Origin of the sequence: Halorubrum marinum (genome assembly GCF_048381195.1) — an archaeon.
Classification (GTDB): Archaea; Halobacteriota; Halobacteria; order Halobacteriales; family Haloferacaceae; genus Halorubrum.
Map to the genome: position 1 here is coordinate 264,795 of NZ_JBLWMM010000003.1, position 17,891 is coordinate 282,685.

The window sequence follows — 17,891 nt, forward strand, 5'->3', positions numbered from 1 at the left end:
CGGTCGCCGCTGCGACGGCGTCGGTTTCAGTCCGAGATGAACTCGTTGTCGCGCCAGTTGACGCCGCCCTCGCCCTCGCCCGCTCCCTGCGGGCTCTCGACGACCTCGATGCTCGCGGGGCGGGCTTCGCCCTCGACGATGCGGGTCGCCTCCAGCTCGTCGTCCTCCTCGGTGATCGCGGTCAGCGTGCCCTTCTCAGAGAGCAACGCCAGCTCGCGGAGCACCAGGAACATGGGGTACTGGAGCGCCGTGTTCTGGAGAACGGTCTCGCGGTCCCCTTTGAAACAGGCGAACTCGACGAGCTCGGACGGAATCTCTTCCTCTTCGTCGTCCATCCACTGCGGACCGCCCGCTCGGGGGGGCTCCTCCTCCCAGACGCGAGTCTCCGTGACGGACGCCTTCAGCTGGGCGGTCGGGGTGTACTTGCTAATTGACTCGTCGTCGGACAGGGCCTTGATAATGAGGGTGTTGTTTCGACGCGTGATGTCGATATCGTCGATCTCCGGCGGGAGGTCGGGGTCTTCTTCGAAGTACGTCTCCACGTCTTCGAGTGGCAATTCGAGCGTCGAATGAAGTCTGAACACGCGGCCTGTCATTGTTGGTTGGGTGAGGTGGGGTCGAACCGAGCGGCACGGCGGCAGCGGCAACGGCTGCACTCATCTGAGTTAGGCACCGTAGGTTTATATGGCCTGCCCTTCGACTCACGTGGATCACTTTTGGGTTCGAGATCGACTCCCGGCCACGCGATTGATTTCGATCGCTCGGTCCCGACTACTCCGCGTCGAGTTCGGCCGCCAGCTCCCCGCGTTCGTCGAGCTCAGCGAGCACGTCGCTCCCGCCGATGAACTCACCGTCGACGAACGTCTGCGGGATCGTCTCCCAGCCGCTCTCCGCTTCGAGCGCCTCGCGGTAGTGCGGGAGCGCCGGAAGCACGTCGACCGTCTCGAACTCCTCGACGTACTGGCTGATGAGTTCGACGGCGCGCTGAGAGTACCCGCACTGCGGCATCAGTCGGTTTCCCTTCATGAAGAGGACGACGTCGTTGTCCGCGAGAGTCTCCTGTACTCGGGTCGCGATCTCGTCCGGCTCCGCGTCGCTTTCGGGTTGGAACGTCATGGGACCGGATACGCGCCGCCGAGGCAAATGGGTTCCGCACGGCGGTTCGTCTCATCGGGCATCGGCCGGGACCGGACGCGCCGTCCCGGCGCCGGCGTTACTCGTCGCGGTCGACGCGAACGACGTCGACGAGCGAGTACACCGGGACGTCGTCGATCTCGTCGTAGCCCCGCTTGTCGACGAGCACGACGCAGGCGACGGGCTCGCCGCCCTGATCGCGGATCGCGTCGATCGACTCGCGCATGGTCGTCCCCGACGTGATAATGTCGTCGACGACGTAGCAGTCGCGGTCGCGGATGGCGGCGAAGTTGCGCGAGAAGCCGCCGCCCTGCTCGTCGATATCGCCCTCGTCCCACTGGTGTTTCGCGGGCGCGTACGTTCCGAGATCGGTGTCGAGCTGGCCCGCAACCGCGGTCGCGAGCGGCGCCCCGGCCTTCTCGATCCCGACCGTCAGGTCGACTTCCTCACCCTCCTTCGCCAAGAGATCCGCCATCGCGCTCGCCGCGTAGCCGAGGCGGGTCGAGTCACGGCCCAGCGCCGACCAGTCGACGTGGATGTCGGCCGTCGATCCGGTCGTCGTGGCCGCCGTCTCGGCGTCGCTGCCACCGCCTCGCTCGACGAGCCAGCTCGCCGTCTCGCGGGAGACGTTCAGCTCGTCGGCGATCTCTCCCTTCGAGAGACCGTGTTCCGCGAGCTCGGCTGCGCTGTCTATCAGGTCGTCAACGTTCTTCATATGCGCCGAATTCGACCGCCGTTTTAATAGTCGTGTCGTCATCCGCGAACGCGGCCTCGAACTCGTCGAGCCCGTACACGCCGGTGACGAGCTCGCCGAGGAATCCCTCGGAGAACCCGGAAAGCGACTCTACGGCCGCCTCGAAGTGTTCGTACCCGGAGTTCACGCTCCCGACGAGCGCCTTGTTGTGGAGCACGAACTCGCGGTGGAGCCGTCCGCCGTCGATCTCGAACTCCCAGTCGCCGGGGACGCCGAGTAGCGCGCCGACCCCGTTCGGGGCGAGTGCCTCGATCGTCTCGAACGCGTGCGGGGCGTAGCCGGTCGCCTCGAAAACGAAGTCCATCGGCTCGTGCGTCTCGGGAATTTGCGGGACCGGCGTCTCGTTCGAGTTCACGTACGTCGCGCCGAGCGACTCGATGATATCGATGGTCGGATCGGGCCGCTCGCGTCGTCCGAGACAGTAGATCCGCTCGAACGCCTCGTCGAGGGCGGCGACGGTTAACAGGCCGAGCGAGCCGTTTCCGAGCACCAGTGCCGACTCCGGTCCCCAGTGGAACGCCGAGCGGCTGGCGTACGCGTGTTCGATCGCCTTTTCAGCGATCGAGATCGGTTCGACGAGGAACCCCGACTCGGCGAGCGCGGGCGGGATTTTCACGAGGAACTCCGCGGGGCTGGTGAAGTACTCCGCCATAAACCCGTGGGCACCGACGATGCCGCGCTCGTGATACTCGCCCTCCGGCGCCATGTCCGGTTCGCCGCGCGCGAAGTACTCGTTCGCGCCGTTGGGCGGTCGTCGAACCGTCGGCACGACGACGTCGCCGGTCTCGAACGGGGTGTCGTTCGGGTCCTCGACCACGCCGACCGCCTCGTGACCCAACACGAGGTGGTCTTCTCCCGCCGGCGAGCCGCCGTGTTCGCCGGCGATGACCTCGTGATCCGTCCCGTCGACCCCGACGCGAAGCGTCCGGACGAGCGCCTCCCCGGCCGCGGGCTCCGGCCGCGGCTTCTCCGTCACGACCGGCTCGCCCGCCCCGTCGTACACAGCTATCGCTTTCATACGTGGATCCTCGGCGCGCGTGACCAAAAGATTTCTTTTATTCTGAGTAAACACTAACTCCCGTTCTACCGGGAGACTTTCACCGTCTTCACGCGATGGTGTACGCGTGTGCACGCTCACGCTCGCGTGGCGGACGTTCGGTGACGCTCCCGTCGCGCTCGCCGCGACCCGAGACGAGGCGCTCGACCGGCCGGCCGAGCCGCCGGGCCTGAGAGGCGAGAACTCGTCGTACGTCGCCCCTCGCGACGCCGAAGCCGGCGGGACGTGGATCGGGCTCTCCGCGTCGGGCGTCGTCGTCGCCGTCACGAACCGCTGGCTCGACGCGGATCGGGAGGGCGACCGGTCCCGCGGGCTTCTCGTCCGCGACTGCTTGGAGGCGGACTCCGCCGAGGCCGCGGTCAGGGCGGTCGAACGCGAGCTTCGTGACCGGTCGTACGACGGGTTCAATCTCGTGCTCGCCGATTCGGTTGCGGCGTTCCTGCTCGAATACGACGGTGAGCTCGCGATTACCCGTCTCGATCCCGGCGTTCACGTCGTCGGAAACGTCGGCGGCGTGGTGAACGGGATAGCACGATTCGTGATCCCGGACCGGCGCCGGGAGTTCGGCGCCGACCGCGCGGACAGCGCGAGACGGATCGCCGGCGCGCTCGTCCCCGAACCGGACGAATCGGGCGGAGGATGGCTCGACCGCGCGAGTGCGCTCCTCGCCGACCACGAGTACGGCGCCTGCCTCCACGGCGACGCGTTCGGAACGCGCTCGTTCACGCGTATCCGCGTCGGAGCGGAGCCGGGGGAGTCGGCGTTCGCGTACGCCGACGGCCCCCCCTGCGAGACGCCCGCCGAGCCGGTGTCGTTACCGCCCGGGTTCGGTGTGAACTGATCGAGGCCGGACTCGATCCGGGAGGCTCCCGGCCGTCGACGGCGCGGAAAGCCAGTTTTAAGCGACTCCCGAGCGCCCATAAGGATATGAGCGTGTCCGAACTCGAGGCCGACCTGTCGGAAGACGAGCACGGCGGCCTCGAACTGATCCGCGAGACCGGTGGTATCCACCAGAGCGACTTCTGGAAGGAGCTCGACGTCTCTTCGCGGAAGGGGAGCCGTATCGCGGAAGCGTTGGAAGCATCCGGACTCATCCAGCGAACCGACACGGTGTACGACGGCCACAACACCTACTATCTCGAACCGGCGCCGCGCGATCTCGACTTCTCGCTGCTGATGGCCGGCGACATGCTGTCCCCGTTCATCGGCGAGGAGGAAGTCGATCCGCAGGCGGACGCCTTCTCGCAGTGGATGATGAATCTCGCGTACGAAGAGTACTGACCGGCGCGACGACCTCCGACCGACCTGACCGACGCGACACTTCCCGACCGACGCGACTATCCTCCCGTCACCTGCGGTTCGACGCTCGCGACGAAACGTCGTCAGCGCCCTCACCCGAGCAGCAACACGAACAGCACCGCACCGGCCGCGACGGTGAGGAACAGCACGCTTCGACCGATTCCGGTCCGAATTTCGGCGTCGACGCCCGCCCGTCGGAGCGCCTCTCGCGGGTGCGTCGCCGTCCACATCGTCACGCCGGCGACCTCCATGACGAGCCGGTCGACGGCCGCCCACAGCTCCGTGACGCCCCAGACCGACGCGCGACCGAGGTAGAACACCGCCGGGTGCGTCACGCGATCCACGTCCGGCATGTGGTGTGCGAGCCAGCCGAGCGGTCGCTTCAGCGCGAAGAAGCCGACGAATCCGGCCGTCGCCAGCGCGGCGCTCTCCGTCAGGTGACCGGTACTGAAGGGGTTGAAGTAGACGGCGTCGCTGCGGATGACGTCGGTGAACGGCATCAGCTCGATCAGCTGTCCGTAGAAGACGCCGAAGAAGACGCAGGCTCCACCGGCCATCGCCATCCCGACCGTCTGGAACGGGGTGGCGTCCTTCGGTTGCAGCGTCGCAGACCCGTGGAAGAACATGTAGTAGCCGAGCTTGATGAACGACATGAACGTCCCCACGCCGCCGAGGATGAGCAGCCACCAGAGGAGGCCCTCACCCAACAGTAATTCGTAGTGTTGCACCTCGTGGGCCGAGTCGATCACCATCCCCTTCGAGATGAACCCGTTGAACCCCGGGACGGCCGTAATCGAGGCCGCTCCGACGACGTACACGAGGAAGGTGATCGGCATCACCCGCCAGAGCCCGCCCATGTCTTTGATGTTCTCGACGCCGGTACGGTAGATCACGACGCCGACGGCCATGAACAACAGGCTCTTGTACAACACGTTGTTGAACAGGTGCGCGAATCCGCCGGTGACGGCGAACTCACCGATGTAGCCAGCGAGGCCGATTCCGGCCAGCATGTACCCGACCTGCGCCTGAATGTGGTACGACAGCAACCGCCGCGGATCGTACTGCAACAGCGCGAAGAAGGCGCCGTAGACGGCCATGAATCCGCCGAGATACGCTAACCACATTCCGCCGTCGGGGAACGCCCGGTACATCACGTACACGGCCGTCTTCGTCGTGAACACCGAGAGGAACACCGACGCCGCCACGTGCGGGCGCGGGTAGGTGTCCGGCAGCCACGTGTGCAGGAAGATGAACCCGCAGTTGATCCCGATGCCGATCGCCGCGAGCACCGCCGCGGACGCGTGGATCCCGGTCGTCGCGGAGAAGAGGAATATCTCGTCGCCCGGCACGCTGCCGAGCATCGACGCGCCGTGGACGGCCACCGCGCCGAGGAGGAGCGTCCCCCCGATCCCGTGGAAGATCGCGTAGCGGTAGCCCGCACGCACCGCCGCGCCGCCGTACTGCCACACCAGCAGGGTGCTGGTGACGGCCATCAGCTCCCAGAAGAAGATCAGCGTGAGCCAGTCGCCGGCGTAGATCGTCCCGACCGTCGAGGAGACGTAGATCAGCGCGAACGCCGTCACCCACGTCGGCGCGTCGGTGCCGTACGCGTACAGCACCGCGGCCGTCGCGAGGAAGCCGACGACGACGCCCATCAGCAGGGAGAACTGGTCGACGTTGAAGAAGACGACGTCGAAGCCGAACAGCTGCGTCGCGAGGTGCGTTCCGGTGCCGCCGTCGCCGAGCAACACCGCCTGCACGAACGTGAACGCGGTCGCGAGCGCGGCCACGGCGTGTCCCGATCGACGCGGAAGCGCGAGCACGGCGAGCGCCGCGAACGCCAGCACGACGAACGGCGGAATCGCAGTGAGGACCGGGTTCATGGACGCGCCACCCCCTCAGGGAGCCGCGTGTCAACGATCAGTTCGATCAGCTCCAAGAACCCCATCTCGTAGGGGACGACGCCGAGCATGACCGCGAGCGTCATGGCCGTGAGTATCGGCCCGAGCATGAACCACGTCGACTCGCGGCCGCGCAGGGCCTCGAGCCCGGCGATGTGTTTCCAGCCGCCGGCGGGCGGACCGCCGTGGTGGCCGTGGTCGTCGTGACCCTCGCGGTCACCGTGCTGTTCCCCGTGGTCGCCGTGCGTGTCGTGCTCCTCATCCTGTCCGTGACTGTCGTGCGCGTCAGCGCCGTGATCGGCTGCTCCATCGCCGTCAGCGTCGTCTCGTCCGACACCGAACGGAACGTCCGCGTCGGACGGCTTCTGGTCGACGGCGTACTCGCCCGTGTCGACGCGCTCGGCGGGTTGCGAGAAGTCGCGATCGCTCGTGGTGAAGTCGGGTCTGACGACGCCCTCCTCGTCGGTCGGGAGGTCGTCGAGTTCGGCGTCCGGAACCTCGGAATCCGCGTCGACTCCGGCGTCGTCCGGAGCGTCGGCGGGTTCGGGAGCGCCCTCGGTTCCGCCCTCCGCGCTCTCGACGAATTCGTCGACCTCGGCGGTGTCCCCGTTCTCGTCGTCGTCTCCGCCGTCGTCGTCTCCGCCGTCGTCGTTAGTATCGTCAGATGCGCGGCCCCCATCGGTCGCCGCGTCGTCGGATGCGCGGCCCCCATCGGTCGCCGCCACCGTCGACCGCCGCTCGCCGCCCATCTGAAAGTCGACGAGCGGTTTCGCGTCGTGGTCGTCCTCGGACTCGAAGAAGGCGGTGTAGATCACCGGCCAGAAGTACGCGACGTTGAGCACGCCGGAGAGCAACAGCGCTCCCACGAGGTAGTACGCGACGGGCGTCAACTCGGCGCCCATCTGGATCCCCCCGATCAGCATGTAGTACTTGCTGACGAATCCGGCTAACAGCGGTATTCCGGCCATTCCCAGCGCCGCGACGGTGAACGCGCCCATCACCACCGGCATCCGCTTACCGATACCGGCCATCTCGGAGATGTAGTCGGTGTGGGTCTCGACGTGGATACACCCCGCACAGAAGAACAGGGTGAGCTTCATGAACGCGTGCGCCGGGATGTGCAACAACGCACCGATGAGACCGTGCCAACCGAACAGCCCCAGCCCGAGAATGATGTAGCTCAGCTGACTCACCGTCGAGTAGGCGAGCCGCTGTTTGAGGTGGTCCTTCCGGAGCGCGATCAGAGAGGCCGCCGTCAGCGTCACGGCACCGATCGTCGAGAGGACGAGCCCGGCGGTGAAGCCGAACGGCAGCGACAGCGAGAAGACGAGCTCGGGCCCGAACACGTCGAGGACGACGCGCGAGACGCCGAACGCGCCGGACTTGACGACTGCGACCGCGTGCAACAGCCCGGAGACGGGCGTGGGCGCGACCATCGCCTCAGGGAGCCACTGGTGGAGCGGCATGATACCGGCTTTCACCCCGAAGCCGATCGCGAGGAGGAAGAAGGCGAGCATCGCGAGGCCGGGGTCGGCGTTCGCGAGCTCCTGAATCCCGCCCGCGGTGAAGTCCACGGTGCCCGTGAGGACGTAGACGAGCGCCGTCCCGGCGAGGACGAGCACGCCGCCGCCGAACATCGTGTACGCGAGGTACTTCCGGCCCGCAGACCGCGCCCGTTCGGTCTCGTCGTGGGCGACGAGCGGGTACGTCGCGATCGAGAGCAGTTCGTAGAAGACGAAGATCGTGAGGAGGTTCCCCGCGAAGGCGATCCCCATCGTCGCCGACAGCGACACGGCGAACGCGGCGAAGTACCGCGTCTGGTTGATCTCGTCGTTCCCGCGCATGTAGCCGATGCTGTAGAACGACGTGACGATCCACAGCCCGCTGGCGAGGAACGCGAACAGCATTCCCAGCGCGTCGGCGCGTAACACGAACTCGATCCCGGGGAGGAAGGCACCGAGCGACCACTCGAACACCGAACCGTCGAGGACCGCCGGGAGCATGGAGGCGACGATGCCGAACTTCGCGACCGCGGCCGCGAGCGTCCACCCCTCGCGGACGTTGGGTGAGCGATACGACGCGACGATCAGGAACGTCGCGACGAACGAGACGAGAACCGCCAGTAGCGGACGTAGGTCCGTGATGGGTGCGTCAGTCATGCGAACACCTCCGTGAGATAGGGGTCGAACCACTCAGCGAAACCGAACCCGGCGAAGCCGAGGGCGACGACGACGAGCGTCGTGAGGAGGAGGACGGCCAGCGACGCGCCGGGGACTCGGTCGGGGACTCCCGGCGCCGTCGGGGCGCCTTCGACGGGCGTGACGCGGCCGTCATCGCCGGCCGAGTCGGCGTCCGTCTTACGGTCGCTGTCCCCTTCGCGGCCGCCGTCGGCCGCCACGTCGTGATCGGCCGCGGCACCGTGACCGCCCGCGTCGCCTTCACCGCCGGGGAGCCCGACGCCGGCGAAGTAGAACCGTTCGATCAGCCGTGCGACGTACGCCAGCGTGAACAGCGTGCTGACGAAGATCACGGCGGCGATACCGATACCGGCCCACCCGCCGTCCGCCATGCTCGACTCGACGGCACCGAGGCCGATGTACCACTTGCCGAGGAAGCCGACCGACGGCGGAATACCGACGAGCGCGAGCCCGAGGACGGCGATTGCGCCCGACGTGTACGGCGCCTCGCGGGCGATACTCGCGAGGTCCTCGATCCGCCGAGCGCCGTAGCCGAGCCCGAGCATCCCCACGCCGAGGAACAGGCCGAACTTGAGCAGGCCGTGTCCGACGAGGTGGACCATCCCGCCGAGCAGCGCGGTCTCGTTCGCGAGCGCGACCGCGGCCGCGATCATGCCGAACTGCGCCACCGAGGAGTACGCGAACATCCGCTTGAGGTCGGACTGCATCGCCGCAAGTGCCGACCCGGCGAGGATCGAGACGCCCGCGACGACGAGCAGTCCCGTCGTGATCGCCTCGTTGACCGCGAGAAAGTCGACGGTGAACACCGTGTACGTCACTCGGATGAGCGCGTAGGCCGCGGCCGTCGACACGAGCGCCGCGATCAGCGCGGTCACCGCGTCGGGGGCGCGCTGGTAGGCGTCCGGCTGCCAGGTGTGAACGGGGAACAGCGCGATCTTCAGCGCGAAGCCGGCGACGATAAAGGCGTAGCTCGCTTGGACGAGCGGGTCGGTGTAGGCGGCCTGCGCGACGATCTGCGTCTGCAGGTCGATCATGTTCAGCGTTCCCGTCGCGAGGAACACGTACCCGACGCCGACGAGGTACAGCGACGCGCCGACCGTCCCCAGCATCAGGTACTTGAGCGAGGCGTACGCGCTCGCACCGGAGCGGTTGGCCGCGATGAGCGCGTAGGTCGTCAGCCCGACGATTTCGAGGAAGACGAACAGATTGAACAGGTCGCCCGTGAGGACGATTCCGGCGAGTCCGCCGGTGAGCAGCAGGTACCCGCTATAAAAGGCGTTCCCCCGAGGGCCTGCCACTCGCGAGAACGCGAGCGTCGCCAGCGAGACGACCGCGATCAGCGCGAGCACGGCCGCCGACAGCCCGTCGGCGACGAGCTCGATCCCGACCGGCGGCTGGTAGCCGCCGAGTTCGTGTGTGAACCGCCCGACAGCGTACGTCTCGACCGCGATCGCGGCCGCGATACCGACGAGTCCGACCGTCGTCGCGGCCGCGATCGGCCACCCGACGTCGTCGTATCGGAGTCCGAGTGCGAGCGGAAGCGTCGCGGCGACGATGGGAACGACGACCGCGAGCGGGAGCAGGACGTCAGTCATCGGTCTCACCTCCGTCGGCGCTCGCGTCGCCCGGTGCGCGACCTCCGTCGGCGCTCGCGTCGCCCGGTGCGCGACCTCCGTCGGCGCTCGCGTCGCCCGGTGCGCGACCCCCGTTGACCGCGGGCGCTCCCGGCAGGGACCCGTCCTCGCGCATCAGCTCGCGGAGGGTGTCGGTCCGGAGCGTTCCGTACTCGTCGTAGATCCGGATACAGAGCGCGAGCCCGACCGCGGTGAGACTCACGCCGACGACGATGGCGGTGAGCACGATCACGTGCGGCAGCGGGCTCACGAACGTGCCGGTCTCTCCGGCGCCTGACGGAACGATCGGGATCGCGCCGCCGCGAACGTACGCGGACGCGACGAACAGCAGGAAAATCGCGGTCTGGAACAGGTTGAGTCCGATGATCTTCTTCACGAGGTTCGAGTTGGCAATCATCATATAGAGTCCGATACACAGTAGCAGCGCGAACGCCACGTACGCGTGACGCGTCGCGAGCACGTCGAGCGCGGGTGAGAGGGCCGCCACGAGGCTGGCTGGCTGTCCGGCTGACACGCTCGCTACGGTGTCGGCGACGGATGCGACGCTCATCGTGCACCTCCGTCGGTCGCGGCTTCACTCTCGGTGACGGCGGCCTCGTCGGCTTCGCTCCCGTCACCCTCGGTTCCGTCGTCTTCGGCGGCGAATCCTCCCGCGAGCAGGAAGAACAGCCCCATGAGCACGCCGCTCACGATGGCGGCGATACCGAGTATCTCCACCGCCTCCATCCCGTACGTTACCCGGTAGATCCCGTCTATCGGTAGCGGGACGAGGTCGTACTGGAGGAACGCGCCGCCGCGGGCGACTCCGAACAGGCCGATGCTGGCGAACACGAGCGTCCCGCCGACCGCGAGGACGACGACCACCGTGTTCGCGAGCCACTGTCGAGTCGCCTCGATCCCGAACGCGAACGCGATCATGAACACGACCGCGGCCATGATCGCTCCGCCTTGGAATCCACCCCCTGGTGAGCCGCCGCCGTGGAAGGTGACGAACAACCCGTACGTGAACGCGAACGGCGCGACCACCTTCACGGTCGGCATGATTACCTGACTCTCCGTGTACGGCGTCCCCTGGCGCAGCTCTGAGTCCAGTCTGTTCGAGCGTTGAGGCGGTGCCGTCTCCGAATCGACATCGCCCGGGTCGGTTTCGTCCGGGCCGGTGCCAGCCGGAGAGTCGTCGATATCGGTCTCTCTCTCGTCGGCGTCGATCGAAGCCTCATCGACGTCCGTCGCCCCCGCATCGACGTCCGTCGCCTCCTCGTCGACGTCGCTCATGCGAACACCTCCCGATGGAGGACGATGAGTGCGGCGATGCCAGCGCCGAAAACGACGACGGCCTCGCCGAAGGTGTCGAACCCGCGGAACGCCGCCAACACGGCCATCACCGTGTTCTCGACGCCCGTCTGAGCGTACGTCTCTGCGAGGTACCACTGGGTGACGTCCGGGTTCGACCACACCGGCGCGTCCGGCGCGCCGACCGCGGGTACGTCGCCCATCGTCATGAGAAGGCCGACGAACAGGAACCCGGCCGCCCCGGCGGCGGGCAGGTTCACCGACTCGAAGGCGATTTTGTGCTCCATCCGGGTCGTCTTCGCGAGCGTCAGGAGAAGGAGGATCGTCGTCACGCCCGCGGAGATCGCGGCCTCCGTCATCGCGACGTCAGGCGCGCGGTAGAACGTGTACAGCGCGGCCATCCCGAGACTGTACGCCCCGAAGACGATGACGGCCGCGAGCACGTCGCGAGCGAGCGCGGTCACTACCGCCGTGATCACGACGAAGACGAGCAGGCTCGCCTCGATAGCGGTCACTTCCGGACCCGCCGCGGTCGCGAGCGGGATTGTGTCGAGTCCCGTCATCGGCGCTCGTCACCCTCCGTCCACGGCACGATTCCCTCCTCGAAGGCGGCGCGGGCGATACCGTGCGCCGCCGTCGGATTCGTCACGAAGATGAAAAACAGGAGGATTAGGGACTTGAAACCGGCTCCCTCCCAGCCGATCACGAGCGCCACGGCCGCGAGCGCGAACCCGGCTCCGAGCGTGTCCGCCTGCGAGGCGGTGTGCGCCCGCGCGTAGATGTCCGGCAGCCGGATCACACCGGTCATCGAGACGAACGTGAAGAACAGCCCGAGCAGGACGAAGATCACGATCAGCGCCAGCCTGACTGGTTCGAGCGCCTCGATCACAGCACACCACCTCGCTCGACCGTGAACTTCGAGATGGCGATCGCCATCAGGAAGTTCAACAGCGCGTAGATGAGCGCGATGTCGAGGAACGTCGGCTCGCCGAGCGCGGCGCCCAAGATCGCGAGGATGACGACGGTGTTCGTCCCGAGTACGTTCACCGCGAGCACCCGGTCCTGCATCGTCGGTCCCTTCACCGCACGGTATAACATACCGATCGCGAGCACGACGAATCCGGCGGCCGCGAGGAGCAGGAAGTCGCCCAGCGTGTAGCCAGCGACAACGGCGGTATCGACGAGACTCATTCGTTACCCTCCCTGCCGATTCGGTCGGCGTCTCTGCTGCTATCCGTCGCACTCCCGGATTCAGCGGTCATCTCGTTGGCCGCTGTAACGTCTTCCCCGGCAGCGGTCCCGCTGACGGTTCCCCCGTCCGCCTGCGCGATGGGCAGCTCCTCGGTCGCGTCGGGTCCCTGAAGGATCGCCACGTCCTCGCGCTCTCGCGGAGTGGGAAGACGGGCCGCGTCCCGCCCGTAGTAAATGAACCGCGTCCATCGCTCGAGGGAGCCGTCGAAGAGCCCGTCCCGGGCCCACGGGAGCAGCGAGTGGACGTAGAGGTCGCTGTCACGGGCGCGGACCGTCAGCGTCCCCGGCGTCAGCGTAATCGAGTTCGCGAGCGTCATCAACGGAATGCCGCTCCCGACGAGCACACGGACCCGGTTCATGGTCGGGTCGATCGGGAGTCGCGGATCCAGTATCACCCGCGCGACCACCAAGTTCGCCTTGAGGATCTCGAAGAGGAGCACGGGGATGTATGCGGCACCGCGGAGCAGGCGCATGGGCGTCCGCGGAATCGTCGGATCGGAGTCGATGCTGATACGCGAGAGGGTGATCGAGACGACCGTCGCAGTCGCGATTCCGGTCGCCCAATCGAACCAGTAAGTCGGATCGCCGAGGACGAGGTAGAACGCGAGCGAGAGGCCGAACATGGCGGCGAACCGGATGCCCGTCGCCTCGGTTCGGAGCCGCTCGCGCCGGGTCGGTCGGGTCACCGGCGCCGTCTCGACGGCGAGCGACGTGTTCGAGAGCGCGAACTCCAGCGGCTGGAGCAGCGTCGTGTTGCCGACCGGCGTGTACTCCGGGTCCAACAGGACCGCGTCGGCGCCGACTGACTCGGCGTACGCGATCAGTACACGGACGTAGTCGTCCGGACCGAACAGGTACTCGTCGCCGCCGAGGATCGTGGTGGAGAAAGGCACGGCGGCGGCGTCGACATCGGCGTCTGCGAGGTCGGCGTCGGCCCACGCGGCGACGCGTTCGAGGGTGTGCTCCGCCGCGGCGATACGCTCGTCGGTACCCGGGTCGTCGTCTCGCCACGAGGCGATTTCCACGAAGTGTACCGCCGAGAATTCGCCGTCAGCGGCGACCTCGACGGCGTGCGCGACCGTCGCCCGTAGGGTCGACGTCTCCTCGACGGGAACGAGAAGCGCTCCGGGGCGGCCGGTCTCGGGTTCGGATCCGGCGGGCCCGGCGGCACCTGCAGCACCGGGACGGTCGGCGTCGCCGCCGTCAGCGTCGCCGTCGCCGTCAGCCACCGACCACACCTCCAGCGGGGGCGGGTTTGGCCGTCTCTGTGGACATTGTGATCTCTATCGGGATGTTTCCCTACCGCCTCAAAACAGTTTGTATCCCCGACGGGACGGCGGCTATCGGGGGGAGCAGTTCCGCGAACCACTCGTCTCGTCAGCGATCTCCTGACGGCCGATCAGTTCTCGGCGGCGACGGTTGGTGTTCACGCGGCCCGACCGAGTACGGACGCGAGTCGGTCAGCGATCCGACCAGCGACGACGTCCTTCGATCCGGCCGCCTCCGTCGGCTCCGTCCCGTCGTCGCCGACGAGGAGTACGCGGGTCTCGTCCGCGCCCATCACGCTCGCGTCGTTGGCGACGACGAACGCGAGTCCGACCCGATCGCGGATGCGTTCGGCTTCCGCGATCATGGCGTCGTCGTCCCCCGACGTCTCGGCTTTGAACCCGACGATCGGCAGGTCCGGGTACGCCTCGCGCACGGAGTCGATCAGCTTCGGCGTCGGGCGCAGGTCGACGGACAGCGGCGACCCGGACCGGATCTTCTCGTCGACCGCGTCGGCGGTGAAATCGGAGATGGCCGCCGCCGAGATCAGCGCGTCGGCCGTGGGCGCGGTCCGGCGACACGCGTCGATCATCTCGTCGGCGGTCTCGACCGGGACGACGTCTGCATACGGAACCTCCGGACCGTCTTGGACGAGCGTGACGCGGGCACCGCGGACGTAGAGCGCGCGGGCGACGGCTCGGCCGGTCTTGCCCGACGCGCGGTTCGTCAGGATCCGGATCGGGTCGATTCGCTCTTTCGTCGCGCCCGCGGTGACGACGACGTGCGCCCCGCTTAGCGTCTGCGGCGTCGTCGCTCGGGCGAGTTCAGTGACGACGTCGTCCTCGGACGCGATTTTCGCCTTCCCCTCCTCGATCCGTGGGTCCGCGAACGTCACGCCCCACGCCTCCAGCGTGTCGAGCGCGTCGAGCACCCCGGGGTGGTCGTACATCGGCTCGTGCATCGCGGGGGCCATCACGACCGGCATGTCGGCGCCGAGCGCGGTCGTCGCACAGGTCGTGACGGGGGTGTCATCGATCGCGGCGGCGATCTTCCCGGCGGTGTTCGCGGTCGCGGGCGCGAGCAGGAGGACGTCGGCCCACCCCTCGCGGCCACACAGCTCGACGTGTTCGACCGCGCCGGTGATCTCCGTGACGACGGGCTCGTCGGTCGCGAAGTCGACGGCCCACGGGTGGACGATGTTCGTCGCCGCCGAGGACATGACGGCGCGGACGCTCGCGCCGTGGCGGCGCAGTTCGTGGGCGAGTTCGACGACCTTCACCGCCGCGATGCTCCCCGACACGCCGAGCGCGACGTTGACCCCCTGTAGCATTATCGAGACGGTTCCTGCCCCGGTGGCTTATAAATTCGCAAGCAGAACGTTCACGGTCGAAGCCACGGAGAGATGTCGATTACGGAGAATCGAGGAGAAAGCCTCGCGCTTTAGCGCGGGGAGGATGTCAAGGACGAAGCGGCGATCCTCGATCTCACGGTCCTCGGCGCGACGCGCGATCCGTTCCTCAAGCGAAAACTCGTCGGATCGGTCGCAGCGGGCGTCGGGCGAGCGGCTGCGAGCTCGGTCGTGTTGACGCGTAAGGCCCCGCAAGACTGAGACGCCTGACAATTGGCGTGCGAGATACAGAGAGCGACTCGGCAGAGAACAGCCGTTTGACGAACGGACGTGGACTGACGTTAGCGTACGTCATACCACTGGTTCGGATGAAGAGGTGTCGGTGAACTCGAACCGTGCGCCGCCATCTATGCTGTCCGTGAGGGTAATGTCCCAGTCGTGAGCCTGGGCGATGCGTGAGACGATCGTGAGTCCGACTCCACTTCCGCCGTAGCCGGTCGTGTAGCCGTGGTCAAACACGGTCTCACGCTCGTCGGGAGGAACACCGTCACCGGTGTCTTCGACGTAGAATCCGTGTTCAAGCGGGCCGACGCGAACCGTTACGTCGGGGCCGCCGTGTCCGACCGCATTCCGGAAGAGGTTCTCGAAGAGGGCCGTGAGTTGGCTCGCCTCTCCGGTTACTGTGCACGGTTCCGTCGACAGGGTCGCGGATCGCGTATCGATCAACTCCCACGCGCCGCGGGCTACCTCAGGTACTGACACTGTTTCGTGGTTTTCCTCGGGAATACCGTGACGTGCGAGTGCGGTGAGGTCGGTGATGAGTTCCTGAATGCGGGTGAGAGCGGTGTCGATTTTCCCGAGGTGTACTTCATCGCCGGTTTCCCGATATCGTTCGAGATTCCCCGCCGCAATTGCTAACGGATTGCGGAGGTCGTGTGAAACCGTGCTGGCGAACTGTTCGAGCCGCTCGTTTTTGTCTTCTAATTCCGCTTCTCGCTCGCGTAACGCCTGTTCGGTGGTGACTTTTGAGAGTGCGGTGGTAAGGTGCGTTGTAAGCAGCTCGCCGATGGTCACGTCTTGGGTGTCGAAATTTGACGGGGTTGATGACCCGGCCATCAAAATGCCGTACGCACCCAGCGGGAGGTGTAATTCGCTGCGGATCGGTGACTCCGGATTATAGATATCTGCGTCGGCCCGGACGTCGTCGATCGCTGTCGCGACTCCATCCTCGAATACGCGCCAGGCAATACTCTCTCCGTCGCGAAACGTCGGAGGCTCGCCGATGAGCTCTCGAACAGCATCAGTGTACGCAACGGGGGCCAGTTCTTCGTTCTCCGCGTCGTACAGATGAATCGCGTTCGCCTGTAAGTCCAAGATCTCACGAGCGGCGACGACCCCGTGTTCGGCGACTTCCTCGGGGGTCTCCGCAGATAACAACCGTGATATCTCTCGGTTGAGCGCCTCGAGTTGTCGCTCTCGTTTTTTGTGCTCGGTGATCTCTGTGGACACGCCGAACACACCCTCTACGTCGCCAGCGGTATCCAGCGCGGGCACTTTCAACGAGAGATACGTGCGGTCGTCACCGTTCACCCTGATCTGCTCTTCGACTTCGATCGGTTCGCCCGTCTCAAGGACGCGGCGATCGTTGGCTCGGACGGCCTCAGCCGCTTCCGGCGGGTGGATGTCCGCATCGTACCGTCCGACGAGGTCCTCCGTGTCTACGTCGAACAGTCGCTCGTACTCAGCATTCACAAACACGTACCGGCCGGTAGTATCTTTCAGATACATCAGTGCGGTCGTGTTTTCGAGGATGAGACTGAGGCGACGGTCTGCCTCTCGCAGATCCGAGAGGACGTGCTGCCGGTCGAGGTACGCCGTGACAAGCTGGAGAATCGTGGTCAGTGACTCCTGTTCCTCGGGGAGAAACGCACCGCTGTCCGTCTCGGTCACGGAGTCAGTCGTGTAGCCGATCGTGAGTACGAGTTCGTTGCCGGCGGTGGTCACGTCTTGGACGGCGAGTCGATGCACTGGCGGTTCGTACTCCGGGGAGGTGAACTCAGTGTCATCAACGGAGAGCGAAGCAACCGCGTCCTCGGGGAACTGCAGCGACTGTGGAAGGGTGGTAACGACTTGCCGGAGCGTTTCTGCCGACCGCCCGTCGCTGTCGGTAAGTAGATTGCTGATAGTTTGTATCGCAGTGAGCTCTTTCACTCGCTCTCGCAGGTCGCGTTCCGTTTGGTGCTCGGTGACTGCGTGACGGATGCGTGCGGCGAGTCGGTCGTACTGCTCGGGGCCTCGTTTCTGCAGGTAATCGGTTACTCCGGCGGAGATCGCTTCGCTGGCGATCTCTTCTGAGCCTTTCCCAGTAAACAGAATAAACGGCAGTTCCCCGTGCGATTCACGAACCGTATGCAAGAACTCGAGCCCGTTCCGATCCGGAATCTCGTAATCGCTCACGACACATACGATCGGTTCCGTCTCGAGGAGGGCCTGTGCGTCCCGGACGCGTGTGGCGGTATGAATCGTAGCGTCTGGGAGTTTGCGCCGCAAGAATGTGGTTGTAAGATCCAAGAAATCCGTGTCGTCATCGACACAGAGAATATGCATATCGGAGTGTGTGTCACCTCGAGTAAAATTCTTTCTTAAAAGCGTTGCTGAAATCCCCTGTCTGTACCGTGGTCTCCCCCGATTCAGATCCGTACGGAGAAAGCGGCCATTGATCTGGCCGAAACGCGCCAGAAGTCGTCCGCTGAACA

The 17,891-nt window shown here is 66.3% G+C and carries 17 protein-coding genes; 2 read left to right on the top strand and 15 right to left on the bottom strand.

Annotated elements, in window-relative coordinates; genetic code table 11:
* Positions 1–26 precede the first annotated feature (26 nt).
* The 4 genes from ACNSN4_RS05165 to ACNSN4_RS05180 all read right to left on the bottom strand — a co-directional run bounded on the left by ACNSN4_RS05165 (position 27) and on the right by ACNSN4_RS05180 (position 2,906).
* Positions 27–596: a DUF7110 family protein gene (locus tag ACNSN4_RS05165; protein ID WP_418284712.1), complete on the bottom strand. Its 570-nt coding sequence runs from the start codon at positions 594–596 to the stop codon at positions 27–29.
* A 175-nt stretch (positions 597–771) separates the two neighbouring features.
* Entirely contained in the window at positions 772–1,116 is a 345-nt protein-coding gene (locus ACNSN4_RS05170; protein ID WP_418284713.1) for a glutaredoxin family protein, read from the bottom strand.
* A 97-nt stretch (positions 1,117–1,213) separates the two neighbouring features.
* Entirely contained in the window at positions 1,214–1,849 is a 636-nt protein-coding gene (gfcR, locus tag ACNSN4_RS05175; protein ID WP_418284714.1) for a transcriptional regulator GfcR, read from the bottom strand.
* Entirely contained in the window at positions 1,836–2,906 is a 1,071-nt protein-coding gene (locus ACNSN4_RS05180) for a glucose 1-dehydrogenase (protein WP_418284715.1), read from the bottom strand. Before ACNSN4_RS05180 ends, gfcR begins: the two co-directional genes overlap by 14 nt.
* Before the next feature lie 106 nt (positions 2,907–3,012).
* Between ACNSN4_RS05180 and ACNSN4_RS05185 the strand changes: the two genes are divergently transcribed.
* Positions 3,013–3,786: an NRDE family protein gene (locus ACNSN4_RS05185; protein WP_418284716.1), complete on the top strand. Its 774-nt coding sequence runs from the start codon at positions 3,013–3,015 to the stop codon at positions 3,784–3,786.
* Positions 3,787–3,872: 86 nt separating this feature from the next.
* Complete coding sequence (locus ACNSN4_RS05190) at positions 3,873–4,226, top strand: helix-turn-helix transcriptional regulator (RefSeq protein WP_418284717.1); 354 nt, start codon at positions 3,873–3,875, stop codon at positions 4,224–4,226.
* Positions 4,227–4,336: 110 nt separating this feature from the next.
* Here ACNSN4_RS05190 and ACNSN4_RS05195 read toward each other — a convergent pair whose 3' ends face one another.
* From ACNSN4_RS05195 to ACNSN4_RS05245, 11 genes are all read right to left on the bottom strand, one after another.
* Positions 4,337–6,127, bottom strand: a complete 1,791-nt coding sequence (locus ACNSN4_RS05195; protein WP_418284718.1) for a Na(+)/H(+) antiporter subunit D — start codon at positions 6,125–6,127, stop codon at positions 4,337–4,339.
* A complete protein-coding gene (locus tag ACNSN4_RS05200) occupies positions 6,124–8,304 on the bottom strand; it encodes a cation:proton antiporter (protein WP_418284719.1) in 2,181 nt (726 codons plus the stop codon). The genes ACNSN4_RS05195 and ACNSN4_RS05200 overlap by 4 nt, the downstream gene beginning before the upstream one ends.
* Complete coding sequence (locus ACNSN4_RS05205) at positions 8,301–9,938, bottom strand: monovalent cation/H+ antiporter subunit D family protein (RefSeq protein WP_418284720.1); 1,638 nt, start codon at positions 9,936–9,938, stop codon at positions 8,301–8,303. The genes ACNSN4_RS05200 and ACNSN4_RS05205 overlap by 4 nt, the downstream gene beginning before the upstream one ends.
* Entirely contained in the window at positions 9,931–10,527 is a 597-nt protein-coding gene (locus ACNSN4_RS05210; RefSeq protein ID WP_418284721.1) for a cation:proton antiporter subunit C, read from the bottom strand. Before ACNSN4_RS05210 ends, ACNSN4_RS05205 begins: the two co-directional genes overlap by 8 nt.
* Positions 10,524–11,252, bottom strand: a complete 729-nt coding sequence (locus ACNSN4_RS05215) for an MnhB domain-containing protein (RefSeq protein WP_418284722.1) — start codon at positions 11,250–11,252, stop codon at positions 10,524–10,526. Before ACNSN4_RS05215 ends, ACNSN4_RS05210 begins: the two co-directional genes overlap by 4 nt.
* Positions 11,249–11,833 (bottom strand): DUF4040 domain-containing protein, encoded by a 585-nt coding sequence (locus tag ACNSN4_RS05220; protein WP_418284723.1) that lies wholly within the window; start codon positions 11,831–11,833, stop codon positions 11,249–11,251. Before ACNSN4_RS05220 ends, ACNSN4_RS05215 begins: the two co-directional genes overlap by 4 nt.
* Positions 11,830–12,156: a monovalent cation/H(+) antiporter subunit G gene (gene mnhG / locus ACNSN4_RS05225; RefSeq protein WP_418284983.1), complete on the bottom strand. Its 327-nt coding sequence runs from the start codon at positions 12,154–12,156 to the stop codon at positions 11,830–11,832. The genes ACNSN4_RS05220 and mnhG overlap by 4 nt, the downstream gene beginning before the upstream one ends.
* Positions 12,156–12,461 carry a cation:proton antiporter gene (locus tag ACNSN4_RS05230; RefSeq protein ID WP_418284724.1) on the bottom strand — a complete coding sequence of 102 codons (306 nt, stop codon included), beginning with the start codon at positions 12,459–12,461 and terminating at the stop codon, positions 12,156–12,158. The genes mnhG and ACNSN4_RS05230 overlap by 1 nt, the downstream gene beginning before the upstream one ends.
* The gene (locus ACNSN4_RS05235) at positions 12,458–13,750 is read right to left on the bottom strand and encodes a monovalent cation/H+ antiporter subunit E (protein ID WP_418284725.1); all 1,293 of its coding nucleotides are present in this window, start codon (positions 13,748–13,750) and stop codon (positions 12,458–12,460) included. Before ACNSN4_RS05235 ends, ACNSN4_RS05230 begins: the two co-directional genes overlap by 4 nt.
* Before the next feature lie 197 nt (positions 13,751–13,947).
* Complete coding sequence (coaBC, locus tag ACNSN4_RS05240) at positions 13,948–15,117, bottom strand: bifunctional phosphopantothenoylcysteine decarboxylase/phosphopantothenate--cysteine ligase CoaBC (protein ID WP_418284726.1); 1,170 nt, start codon at positions 15,115–15,117, stop codon at positions 13,948–13,950.
* Positions 15,118–15,486: 369 nt separating this feature from the next.
* Positions 15,487–17,742, bottom strand: coding sequence for a PAS domain-containing protein (locus tag ACNSN4_RS05245; protein WP_418284727.1), 2,256 nt, complete (start codon positions 17,740–17,742; stop codon positions 15,487–15,489).
* Between the last annotated feature and the right edge of the window lie 149 nt (positions 17,743–17,891).